The sequence below is a fragment of the Salinicola peritrichatus genome, assembly GCF_003206715.1.
Taxonomy (GTDB): Bacteria; Pseudomonadota; Gammaproteobacteria; order Pseudomonadales; family Halomonadaceae; genus Salinicola; species Salinicola peritrichatus.
Window position 1 is genome coordinate 36297 of record NZ_PZJU01000059.1, and the last position, 11893, is coordinate 48189.

An 11893-nucleotide genomic window follows, 5' to 3' on the forward strand; every position below is an offset into this window, starting at 1 on the left:
TTGATATCGAATACGTCATGACGAATCTCGGCCCCGAGTTTCAGCGTCTCAACCGCAGACGACATCGGCAGGCGACCATTGCGAATTCGTGGCTGAGTGAAAAGGTCTGTCGCCTTTCACGGTGACTCGTTCGCCGCTGCGTGTCTGACCAGCGTAATCGTAGATCGCTCGATGCAGCACGCAGCGGTTGTCCCACAGTGCCAGCGAGTTCGGCTGCCAGCGGAACCGCACCGTGAATTCCGGCGTCGTTTGATGGCGATAGAGAAAATCGAGTACGGCGCGGCTCTCTTCCGGAGAGAGGTCGACGATCTCGGCGGTGAAGCCGGGATTGACGAACAGCGCCTGGCGTCCGGTTTCAGGATGCGTGCGCACGACCGGGTGGATCGCTTCCGGATACTCCCTGTCGTTGGAAAAACCGAATGCGCTGCGATCCTGTGCTTTCAAGCCGGCATAGCGAAACTTGTAGTTCTCCTCTCCCGAATGCCTTGCCCGTAGCCCCGACAGGAATTGCTGCATGGCTGGAGAAAGTGCCTCGAATGCCGCGTAGCCACTGGCGAACAGCGTATCTCCCCCGACCGGAGGAACTTCCCGCAAATAGAGCAGGCTGCCCAGTGGCGGCTCCTCGTCGCAGGAAACATCGGAGTGCCAGTGGTTGCCGTTGACGGCACGCCGTTTACCCTGGCGAATCTCGCGCACGTCGTCCGAGGAACCGGCATCGGCATGAATCGGGAAAATCTCCGGATAGCCCTCGGGCCCAGGCGTCATGGGATGAATGTGTAGCTCGCCGAAGCGTCGCCCCAGCGCGATGTGCTGATCGCGGGTCAGGTGCTGATCGTGGAAGAACAGTACCTGATGATCATGAAAGGCCCGCTTGAGTTCGTCCCACTGCGGAGCAGAGAGCGATTTCGATAAATCCAGGCCGACGATCTCGGCACCGATGTGGCCGGAAGCGGGCCGGACGTCCAACGTCTTGTAGGCCATCGCGAAACTCCTTGCGAGAAGATCGTACGGGAAGATGATGGTCGATATGTTCGATCAGTCGAATCCGGTTGTTAAATCTCTTTTCCAGAGAAGAAAAGCACGAGTTCTTCTTAACGGTATTTCCGATTAGCAATGCCAAAACTCTGATTGGTGGTGGCGATCGTGCTTGCGTACCGTGGCCACATGTATGAATTGGGGACATCCCCATGATTTCCTTGAGCGATGGCATGAGGATGACCAGGATGACATTGCATCACCGTGCTATGTTTCTGCGAAATTCAGTGTTTTTTCGAAATTCGGTTCTGACGGTCGCGCTTGCCGTTGGCGTGCTCGGCATGGCCAAAAGCCAGGAGGCCGGTGCGGAGACGCTAAGAATCGCCGAGCAGTATGGGCTCGTCTACCTGCCTCTTCATGTCATCCGCGACCAGGGCCTGCTCGAAGAGAAAGCGCAAGCGGCGGGCATCGACCTCGATGTCGACTGGGTGCAGCTTTCCGGAGGCGCCAATGTCAATAGTGCACTGTTGTCTGATAGCATCGATATCGCCAGTGCGGGTGTCGGGCCGCTGCTGACTGCCTGGGATCGTACCTATGGCAGTCTGGACGTGAGGGCGCTTGCGGCTCTGGGAGAGTTTCCCAATGACTTGGTGACCAACGACCCCGATGTCAAGACGCTCGAGGATTTTGGTCCCGGAGACAAAATTGCCGTTCCCGCGGTCACGGTTTCGGTCCAGTCGCGGCTTTTGCAAATGGCGGTGGCGAAGATCCATGGCGAGGATCAATACGATCGGCTCGACGACCTGACCGTGTCACTCCCGCATCCCGATGCGACTGCGGCGCTGGTATCCGGCGGTACGGAAATCACGGCTCACTTCTCCAATATTCCCTATCAATACCAGGAGCTTCAGGATCCCGACGTACACCGCGTCCTGAGTTCCTACGATATCGTCGGGGGGCCGCTTACGCCGACGCTGATCTACGCGACGAGCCGTTTCTATCAGGATCGGCCGGAGGTATATCGGGTGTTCCTCGCGGCGCTGGAGGAAGCCGACCATTTCATCAGTGAACATCCTCGGGAATCCGCTGAAATTTATCGCCGAGTGACGAACTCGAAACTCGATGTGGCGACGCTCCAGTCGATCATTGAAGATCCCGACATTCGTTATACGCCCATCCCCCGCAATACCTATCCCCTGGCGACGTTTCTTCATCAGGTGGGAGCGATCCGACATGAGCCGACGAGTTGGCAGGACTACTTCATCGAGGATGCGTCTCGCTGGGAGGGCAGTTGAGTGGAGACCTTGGCCGAGCCGTTGAAAGTGCATGGCGTCGATGTCGTGAAGGATACTCTGATCCCCCGGCTCGCCGTCGATGGAGTGACTATCGACTATGTGACGCCGCGCCAGCGAGTGCGTGCGACGCAGTCGGTCAGCTTCGATGTTCTTCCGGCGGATCGCTTCGTGTTGCTTGGACCGTCCGGATGCGGCAAGTCGACCCTGCTCAAGGCCGTGGCCGGATTCTTGAAACCGGCCGCGGGAGAGATCCGGCTCGACGGAGAATCCATTCGTGGACCTGGCCCGGATCGGCTGGTGGTGTTCCAGGATTTCGAACAGCTCATGCCATGGAAAAGCGTGCTGCAGAACGTCACTTTTCCGCTGCGGATCGCCCGGCGTCTCGATCGCCGGGAGGCTATCGAGCGGGCTCTGTTGACGCTGGAGAAAGTAGGGTTGAGACAATTCGCCGATGCCCATCCTCACACGCTCTCCGGTGGCATGAAGCAGCGGGTTGCGATTGCCCGGGCGCTGGCGATGGAGCCAAAGATTCTGTTGATGGATGAGCCGTTCGCTGCCCTGGATGCGCTGACGCGACGCAGGATGCAAGAGGAGCTTCTGGCGCTGTGCGACCAGACGTCATCGACCCTGCTCTTCGTCACCCACTCGATCGAGGAGGCCCAGATCGTGGGAAACCGGGTGCTTCTGCTGTCGCCGCATCCCGGGCGAGTCCGTGCGGAACTCGACTGTAGTGGCGATACGCTGAAGAGCCTGGGGAGTCCGGCGACGCAGGAGCGTGGTCAGCGCATCCACCGTTTACTGTTCGAGACACCGATATGATGCAGAACTCAGGACGTGCGACGTCACGTGAGGATCGTTATTTCGAACTGGCGCCCGTGGACGAGCGGGAACTGATCCATCCCCGTTCCATTTTGCAGCGCTTGTGGGACAGTGCCGCCATTCGCAAGGGGATGATTCTGCTGGTGCTGGTCGTGTTATGGGAAATCCTGGCACGTTATCAGGACAATCCGTTGATGCTGCCGAGCGCCGTGGATACGGCGCGAGCGCTAGGGGCCGGCATGCTCGATGGCTCCTTGCCGTCGAAAGTGGCCAATTCCTTGTCAGTGCTGATCAAGGGTTACGCATTGGGGGCCTTGGGTGCCCTGGCGTTGACGGCCCTGGCGGTCTCGACGCGCCTGGGGCGTGATCTGCTTGGAACCTTGACATCGATGTTCAGCCCCTTGCCGGCGATAGCGCTGCTGCCGCTGGCGCTCCTGTGGTTTGGCCTGGGGGAAGGGAGCCTTATCTTCGTGTTGATCCACTCGGTGCTGTGGGCCATGGCGGTCAACATACATGCCGGGTTCCTGAGCGTCTCCGAGACGCTGAAGATGGCAGGACGCAACTATGGTCTGCGCGGGTTGCGTTACGTGTTCCTGCTGCTGATACCCGCTGCGCTGCCGTCGATTCTGTCGGGGCTGAAAATTGGCTGGGCTTTTGCGTGGCGGACCCTGATTGCCGCCGAGTTGGTGTTTGGTGCGTCTTCCGGCGGTGGCGGTCTGGGGTGGTACATCTTCCAGAACCGCAACGAACTCTACACCGACAACGTCTTCGCGGGTCTGGCCGTCGTCATTCTCATCGGTTTGTTGGCCGAGAATCTGGTCTTCGAGAGCTTGGAAAAGATGACCGTGCGTCGATGGGGGATGCAGAACCCTGGCTGAAGCGTTGTTACCGATTCATTTGCAGGAGAACGTCATATGCCGCTCACTCAAGTCATCGATTACTTCAATCGTCATCTCGACAGTTTCAATCCGCGATCGACACTGTCCGATCACGCACGCTTTCATTACCAGGGTGGGGCCGTATGGGGGACGCTGCTCGATCGCCAACTGCATCCTGGGCAACGGACCGTTTACTCCCTCAACCGTCTCGATCACGAAGCCAGGGAGGCGTATACGGAGATTCGCGACGCCACTGGCGATCGCTTGATCGCCGATTCCCTCTACTTTCTCGCCTGGGATCGGGAAGATGTGGTCTTCGTCGATCGTTTCCAACGCGTCCTCCACGCACTCAATCATCTCGGCGCCGATCCCGAAGCCAAGCAGCGCCTGATCGTCGACGTGCATTGGCGCCATATCCAGGCCGTCGAGGATTCTCATGGGGCAGTCTACGAAGGCTTGCTGGCGCGACTAGGCATGTCGCCGGACCGGGTCATTCTGCGTCTTCAGGGGGAGGCGCTGCTCAATCATGCTCACGCCCGCCATGCGGCCGAGAGCTTTCATCGGCGCGGCTATCCGTTATTGGCGGCGGATGTTGCCACCGATACGCCAGAGCGAGACTGGCATTTGCTATATGAGCACGGTGTACGTTGGGTCTCGCCGGGGTCCGATGCCTTGGCGAATGCCCGGGAAGGCAATCTGAGCTTTCCGAGGCTCGATGAGTGGACCCGCCATGCCAAGCGTGGCGGGCTGGAGGTATGGTGGCCGGGTCTCAATGAGCCGGGAGATCTTGGACGAGTCTCTCGTTTCGAACCGGATTTCGTCAGCGGTGAGTGGATCGAGCGCGTCATTACCGAGGCGCCGTTGGTTTAAGTCCTGGTCTAGCCAGAGGGAGGCCGGCCCCGTCGGTCGTTTTTTGGCGGGGCCTATGTCGTTGCCTGGCGGTTGCCGCAATTCTCGCGATCCCTCGACCTGGTGGCAGGATGATGCGTCGAATGAATGCTACTGTTCGCTGGCGTTTTCCCACTTGGCGCTGCTCGCATCGACCTGGGTCGGTATCAGCCCGATGGAATAAAAAGTATCCGCGAGTGTTTGTTGCTCGGCCAGAATGTCGTCGGTGACGGGTTCCAGCGCATAGTTCGTCCGTTCTATGGACCGCTTCCAGATCGGTACCGAGAGATCCGTTGCCTGGGAGAGAATCTGGGCCGCCTCATCGGGATGGGACGTAGTCCATTGGCTGACGTCATCGATCTGTTGATTGAAAAGATCGATGATCGAGGGATACTCCTCGGCGAAATTTCGACTCGAAAGATAAAAACTATAATGCGGTACCAAGTCCGTCGCGTCCGACAGAAGCCGAGCGTCGGCATTCGTTTCCGCCTCCGCATAGTACGGGTCCCAGATGACCCAAGCGTCCACCGAGCCTTGTTGGAACGCGGCACGGGCATCGGCCGGTTTGAGATAGCGGGGTGTGATATCCGAGTATTCCAATCCAGCTGATTGCAGGGCGATTGCCAACAGGTAATTCACGTCGGAGCCCTTGTTGAGCGCCACGGATTTACCTTCCAGGTCCTTCAGCGAATGAATCGACGAGTCTTTGGGTACCAGGATCGCTTCCGTTTTTGGATTGGCGGGGGTTCTCGACACATAGACGAGATCCGCCTTGGCGGCTTGGGCGAAGATAGGGGGAGCGTCACCCACCGTCGCGAAATCGATGCTACCGAGATTCAAGGCCTCGAGCATTTGAGGGCCAGCGGGAAACTCGATCCACTGTACGTCGATCCCGCGCGCTTTCAATGCCTCATCCAGGGTGCCTCTAGCCTTCAGCAGAGTGAGAATGCTGGCTTTCTGAAAGCCGATCTGCACGCTTTCAGGCTTGTCTTCTGCGACGGCGATCTCGCTGGTCACAGCGATGACGATGCTCGCGGTAACAAAGGATTTCAATAATGAGTTCATGAGTTTCATGGCAGCAGTTGGATGGTAATGGTCGTCGGATTTTTGTGTTTGATGTCGGGTCATCATCGACTCCTTGGGATCGCCAGGTCATGTTCGGGAGATTGACCGTAAGGTGTCCCGGTGCCGGAGTGAAATCATTTGATGCAACATCCTTATTCATCGCAAGAACAATTCGTCGTAAGGACAAAAAAAGGCTGCCGAGGCAGCCAAAAAAACATCGCCCGTCACGTTTGTCTTTTAGGTATCCGGCATACCGCCGTTTTCCATCAAGGGTGTGAAAAAAGTCGATGCATGCAGATAGTTCTCGTACAAAGTCTAGCCAGAAGAGGCCTCTTTGGGGCGCTCCATATTGGCGATGGTCTCCCCGAAGGGACCCATGTTCGCGACGATATCCTGAGTATCGACCTGCGTCTCCAACGGCAGCAGCGGCAACACGGATTCGCCGAATCGCCAAGCTTCTTCCAGATGCGGATAGCCCGACATGATGAAGGTGTCGATACCGAGTTGCTGATATTCTCGCATCCGAGCGGCAACCGTTTCGGGACTGCCGACCAGTGCGGTGCCGGCGCCGCCTCGTACCAGGCCCACGCCGGCCCACAGGTTGGGGCTGATCTCCAGCTTGCTGCGATCGCCACGGTGCAGTTCGGCCATGCGCGACTGGCCAACGGAGTCCATGCGCGAGAATACCTTTTGGGCGGCGGCGATCGTCTCGTCATCGAGATGTTCGATCAATCTATCGGCCGCGCGCCAGGCTTCTTCGTCGGTTTCCCTGACGATGACATGCAGGCGAATGCCGAACGTGACTTCGCGGCCCGCCTTGGCTGCCGCTTCGCGGACGGTGGCGATCTTTTCGGCGACTTGCGCCGGTGGTTCGCCCCAGGTCAGGTACTTGTCGATGGTGGTGGCCGCCACATCGATCGCCGATGCCGATGAGCCGCCGAAGTAAAGCGGCGGGCCGTTGGGCGTCAGTGGCTGGAAGATGAGCTTGCCATCCTCGATACGTAGATGCTTGCCGCTGTGATTGACGGTTTCTCCGGCGAGAAGGCGCTGGTAGACGTCGAGGAACTCACGGGTCACCTCGTAGCGCTCGTCGTGATCGAGAAAGATACCATCGCCTTTGTTTTCGACGGGATCGCCTCCGGTGACGACGTTGATCAGCAGACGGCCACCGGAGATGCGATCGAGCGTTGCCGTCATGCGGGCGGCGACTGCGGGAGATTGCAGTCCCGGTCTGACCGCGACCAGAAAACGCAGGCGTTGCGTCAACGGTGCGAGGGCCGAGGCAACCACCCAGGAGTCCTCGCAGCTGCGGCCTGTCGGCAGCAGCACCCCGTGGTAGCCCAACTGATCGGCGGATTGGGCAATCTGGCGTAGATAGTTGATGTCGACATTACGACCGCCTTTCGAGGTGCCGAGATAATGGCCATCGCCATGGGTCGGGAGGAACCAGAGCACCTTGAGCTTGGACTCTGTCGTATTCGCAGGTGTAGGCATGATCATTGCTCCTCGCCCGAGGGGGCGTAGATGTGCGCATTGCGGGTATCGACCTCGCGCGGCAGTATGCCGGCGTCAAGAAACGCATCGGCGATGCGCTGCTGCTCGTCGAATTGTGCCGGCGTGACCGGTTCGACCTGATAACTGCGATTGCCGAGCGCCGCTTCGATGATTTGCGGCTCGATGCCGCCCCAGATCGGACTCAGGCGTTGTGCCGCTTCGCTTCGGTGTGCGCGAACCCAATCACCGGTCTCTTTCAACGTGCGATAGACGGTCGCCACGACTTCCGGATGGGACTCGGCGTAGGGAGTAGAGGCAAGGTAGAAACGGGTATAGCTTGCCAGTCCGTCGCTGCCGTCCACGATGGTACGGGTCTCGTCCTGGGCGCGTGCCGTGGAGAGATAGGGCTCCCAGGGGATCCAGGCATCCACGTTATGCTGCACGAATGCGGCACGGGCATCCGACGGCGTGAGATAGGCGACCTGGATGTCGTCCAGCGTCAGGCCCGCTCGGTCGAGAGCGGCGAGCAGCAGGTAGTGGTTGCCGGCACCGCGTGTCACCGTCACTCGCTTGCCCTTGAGATCGGCGACGTTCTCGATGTCGCTGTCGGCATGGACGATCATCGCCTGGCCGGCCGGGGAGGGCGTTTCAGTGGCATAGAACGTCAGATCGGCGTTGGCCGCCTGGGCGAAGATGGGCACGGTATCGGCCACGTCCGCGCTCAGATCGAGATCGCCGAGATTGAGCGCTTCCAGCATCGGTAGTCCACTGGTGAACTCATGCCAGTCGATCTCCACGCCCTGCTCGGCGAGGCGCTCATCGAGCACGCCGCTATCGCGTATCAGCCCCATCAAGGTGGACGAACGCTGGTAGCCGATGCGGACGGTGTCGTCGTCGGCCTGGCTGGAGACCGCCGTAGTGGTCAAGGTAATGGCAACAAGGCCGGCCAGTAGTGACCGGAATGAAACGCGCATGGGGGCGATAACCTCTCGAGGATTGTCGTCGGAATGAAGAGGGATTCGAAACGCTGTCCGGGCGATACGGGAACTCGGGATACATGACGGCTGTCATTCCCAGAGATTGGGGGTGACCGAGGCGGAAAAACCGGAGACGAAAGTCTTCGTGCTCCCCGAGCCAGTCTCGAAGACATGTCTTTCCACCTTGCCGATATTGGCACCGTAAACGTGCACGCTAATGGAGACGCGATCACGAAAGGCATTCTCGACCCGATGGATGTCTCCACGTTCCGGCAACAACGTTTCGACGTCACCGGGCATCAACCGAACCGCCTCGCCCGGTGTCAATTCACCGTCGACGAGTCGATAAGGCGTCGATATTTCGCTGCCTCGAAGCATGCCGATCAAACCCCAGACGGTATGGTCGTGAATCGGTGTCTTTTGCCCGGGACCCCAAACGAAGCTGACGACCGAGAATCGCTCCAGCGGATCGCAGTGGAGCAGATATTGCTGATAATGCTCCGGGTGGGGGCGCGAGAATGTATCCGGCAACCAGTCATCATGTTCGATGAGTCGCGATAGCAGCGGTGCCAGGCGCCGAACACGCCCGGTGTCGTTCGATTCGAGCTCGACGATCGATGTCGCATGGCGGACGAAGTCCGTCAGCGGTGCGATTCGAGAATACCGTGCTTCGACGTGCTCGGCAGTGGGGGTATGGATCGGGGTCATTTCACGCCCGCCGTCGCCGTGCGAGGAATATCGACGGTCGTTTCGTCACCGGGCGCGGGCTTCCCCAGTACCCGGCGCAACACTCGCGTCTCGATTTCGGAAACGCCGGGTGAAGAGGGTTCGCGCGGCCGGGGGAGAGGAACCTCGATATCCATGCCGACGTGACCCTGCTCGAGCACGATGACGCGATCGGCCAATTGCACCGCTTCCGGCACGTCGTGGGTCACCAGCAGCACCGTGAAGCCGTGTTGCTGCCATAGCCGCTCGATCAGGCTCTGCATCTCGAGACGCGTCAGCGCATCCAAGGCGCCGAGGGGCTCGTCGAGTAACAGAAGCCTGGGCTGATGAATCAGCGCCCTGGCCAGGGCCACGCGCTGTTTCTGGCCGCCCGATAGCTGTGCCGGCCAGACATTCGCCTTGTCAGCCAGTCCCACTTCCCGAAGCGCATCCAGCGCACGGGGTTTCCAATCCCCTTTGAGGCCCAGGCCAACGTTGTGCAGCACACTCTTCCAGGGCAACAACCGGGCATCCTGGAACATCAGGCGCGTATCGGCCGAGTGCGTGCCGAGTCGTATGCCTGCGGCGGCAATGTTGCCGCTGGAGACCGATTCGAGCCCGGCCAGCATCCGCAGCAGCGTGCTCTTGCCGCAACCACTGCGTCCCACGATGGCGACGAACTGTCCGGCGGGCACATGCAGATCGATTCCTTGCAGAACTTGGAGCTCGCCGAAGCGCTTGCCGACATCGGTAAGGTCCAGTGTGGTGGCGTTGTTCTTCTCTGTCTGACGACGTGGATGGTAAGACTCGATGGCAACATCAGTGGCTTGGAAACGATCTCGCGTCGCGCTGTAGGCGTTCATGTGGCGGCTCCCTGAGAGTAGGCGGGGTTCCAGCGCAGCCAACGGCGTTCGAGGAAACGCGCGGCCTCGTCGGCGAGTTTGCCGAGAATGGCGTAGAGCACGATGGCAAGTACCACGACATCGGTCTGCAAAAACTCGCGTGCGTTCATGGCCAGATAGCCGATCCCTGAATTGGCGGAAATCGTTTCAGCGACGATCAGAGTCAACCACATCAAGCCCAAGGAGTAGCGAACGCCGACGAGGATGGATGGCATGGCACCGGGAAGAACCACGTTGGTGAATAGGGACCAACCGGATAGACCGTAGCTGCGGGCCATTTCCATGAGGTTGGCATCGATGCTGCGGATACCGTGGAAAGTATTGAGGTAGATCGGGAAGGCCGTGCCCAGTACGACCAGAAATATCTTCGCCGTCTCATCGATTCCAAACCACAGAATGACCAGGGGAATCAGCGCCAGATGCGGAATGTTCCTGATCATTTGCACTGTGCTATCGAGCAATTTTTCTCCCCAGTACGAGAGACCGCTGATCAATCCGAGGATGAGGCCGATGCCACCACCAATGAGAAACCCCAATGCTGCCCGCTGGAAGCTGATGAGGAGATGATGGATGAGCTCACCGCTCTTGGTGAGACTCCAGCCTGCCTCGATGACGGCGGAAGGGGCGGGCATGACACGGCTGGAGATCCAACCGGAGGATACCGCCAGTTGCCAGATGAGCACTATGGCGATTGGGACAAGCCAGGGGAGGGCGCTATCCAGCGTGCGTCGATTGATCGAAACCATCTGCGTGTTCCTCGATGCAGAGTCATGATGTCGTGAAGGCTCGAGGAAAAATAACAGCGTCCGGTAGCGCCGGCTAAATGAGAAATAAAGAATTGGATATACAGCGGATGGTTTTAGATCTAAATAGCAATTCATGAAAAGTAATTCAGTATTTATTCAAAGTCATTCTGGCTATGTCAGGGATGAATGGTGGTATAGACTTCTCAGTCCCACGTCGAAAATTTCGCCAGTGAAGAATGCTGCTGAATATTTTATGGCATCGAGGACTTTCGAAAAAAATCTGGAGGAGTAGCGTAGATCGGCCATCCGTTGCTACTGGCTCCGACATTTTGTCGATTAACTTATTACCCTGCTGAATAAAGTGAATTTTTTAGAGTATCAATATCGAAATCCAAATAAATTTATACTAAATATTTGCAGATGATTTGGTTGAGCCTTTGTTAAGGTCGATAGGTGATGAGTCATGAATTTTTCTTGGTTATTGTCATATGTCATTTAATAAAAATAAAAAGGCGTCATAAGTCGGCCTTGTTTTCAGGAGCTCTATTCCATGTCTTACCCCGTACGCCATTATCATCAGATTCGCCAGGCTTTGCTCGACAAGCAGGAACTGGCATTGATCGATGTTCGCGAGGAAGCCAGCTATGCCGAGGGGCATCCGTTGTTTGCGGTGAATATCCCCTTGTCGCGACTGGAACTCGACATCTACGCGCGTATTCCCCGATCGGAGACGCCTATCACTCTCTACGACGATGGCGAAGGGTTGGCCGAGCGAGCGGTGCGAAAACTACGCGACTTTGGGTATCGGAACGTCGCGATATTGGCGGGTGGGGTGGCGGGATGGCGTGAAGCAGGAGGCGAGTTGTTCCGCGATGTTAATGCCCCGAGCAAGGCCTTCGGTGAACTGGTGGAGCATCAACAAGGAACGCAATCGTTATCGGCCGAGGTCAAGCGGTTGATCGATGAGGGAGAAAACATCGCGATCCTCGATGCCCGGCGTTTCGATGAGTATCACACCATGAGCATCCCGGGAGGCGTGAGCGTGCCGGGTGCCGAACTGACGCTCAGGGTCGACGACTTGGTGCCCGATCCCGAAACTCGGGTGATCGTCAACTGTGCCGGCCGCACGCGTAGCACCCGAGTTCGACA

Annotated in this window: 12 protein-coding genes; 5 read left to right on the forward strand and 7 right to left on the reverse strand. The window is 58.3% G+C overall.

Translation table 11 applies throughout. The features are described from left to right. Positions 1-48: 48 nt before the first annotated feature. Positions 49-981, reverse strand: a complete 933-nt coding sequence (locus DOM57_RS18840) for a TauD/TfdA dioxygenase family protein (protein ID WP_110650723.1) — start codon at positions 979-981, stop codon at positions 49-51. A 206-nt stretch (positions 982-1187) separates the two neighbouring features. Here DOM57_RS18840 and DOM57_RS18845 point away from each other — a divergent pair, with 206 nt between their 5' ends. From DOM57_RS18845 to DOM57_RS18860, 4 genes are read left to right on the forward strand one after another with little or no spacing between them, the layout of a single operon-like run. Next, the gene (locus DOM57_RS18845) at positions 1188-2270 is read left to right on the forward strand and encodes an ABC transporter substrate-binding protein (RefSeq protein WP_239496323.1); all 1083 of its coding nucleotides are present in this window, start codon (positions 1188-1190) and stop codon (positions 2268-2270) included. Beyond that, positions 2271-3089 (forward strand): ABC transporter ATP-binding protein, encoded by an 819-nt coding sequence (locus tag DOM57_RS18850; RefSeq protein ID WP_204353035.1) that lies wholly within the window; start codon positions 2271-2273, stop codon positions 3087-3089. After that, on the forward strand, positions 3086-3967 hold the full coding sequence (locus DOM57_RS18855; protein ID WP_204353036.1) for an ABC transporter permease: 882 nt from the start codon (positions 3086-3088) through the stop codon (positions 3965-3967). The genes DOM57_RS18850 and DOM57_RS18855 overlap by 4 nt, the downstream gene beginning before the upstream one ends. 36 nt (positions 3968-4003) lie before the next feature. Further along, complete coding sequence (locus DOM57_RS18860) at positions 4004-4837, forward strand: hypothetical protein (RefSeq protein ID WP_110650725.1); 834 nt, start codon at positions 4004-4006, stop codon at positions 4835-4837. 129 nt (positions 4838-4966) lie between these two features. Here the strand turns inward: DOM57_RS18860 and DOM57_RS18865 are convergent, their stop codons facing one another. From DOM57_RS18865 to ssuC, 6 genes are all read right to left on the reverse strand, one after another. Beyond that, positions 4967-5983 carry a sulfonate ABC transporter substrate-binding protein gene (locus DOM57_RS18865; protein ID WP_204353037.1) on the reverse strand — a complete coding sequence of 339 codons (1017 nt, stop codon included), beginning with the start codon at positions 5981-5983 and terminating at the stop codon, positions 4967-4969. Positions 5984-6235: 252 nt separating this feature from the next. Continuing rightward, positions 6236-7414 carry an FMNH2-dependent alkanesulfonate monooxygenase gene (gene ssuD, locus DOM57_RS18870; RefSeq protein ID WP_110650726.1) on the reverse strand — a complete coding sequence of 393 codons (1179 nt, stop codon included), beginning with the start codon at positions 7412-7414 and terminating at the stop codon, positions 6236-6238. 2 nt (positions 7415-7416) lie between these two features. Further along, positions 7417-8388: an aliphatic sulfonate ABC transporter substrate-binding protein gene (locus tag DOM57_RS18875; RefSeq protein WP_110650727.1), complete on the reverse strand. Its 972-nt coding sequence runs from the start codon at positions 8386-8388 to the stop codon at positions 7417-7419. Positions 8389-8481: 93 nt separating this feature from the next. Further along, positions 8482-9099, reverse strand: coding sequence for a cysteine dioxygenase family protein (locus tag DOM57_RS18880; protein WP_110650728.1), 618 nt, complete (start codon positions 9097-9099; stop codon positions 8482-8484). Next, positions 9096-9959 (reverse strand): ATP-binding cassette domain-containing protein, encoded by an 864-nt coding sequence (locus DOM57_RS18885; protein WP_110650729.1) that lies wholly within the window; start codon positions 9957-9959, stop codon positions 9096-9098. Before DOM57_RS18885 ends, DOM57_RS18880 begins: the two co-directional genes overlap by 4 nt. Continuing rightward, the gene (gene ssuC / locus DOM57_RS18890) at positions 9956-10744 is read right to left on the reverse strand and encodes an aliphatic sulfonate ABC transporter permease SsuC (protein ID WP_110650730.1); all 789 of its coding nucleotides are present in this window, start codon (positions 10742-10744) and stop codon (positions 9956-9958) included. The genes DOM57_RS18885 and ssuC overlap by 4 nt, the downstream gene beginning before the upstream one ends. A 550-nt stretch (positions 10745-11294) precedes the next feature. On the opposite strand from ssuC, the gene DOM57_RS18895 reads away from it, so the two are divergent. Then, the coding region (locus DOM57_RS18895; protein ID WP_275425989.1) for a rhodanese-like domain-containing protein at positions 11295-11893 on the forward strand (599 nt) is incomplete at its 3' end.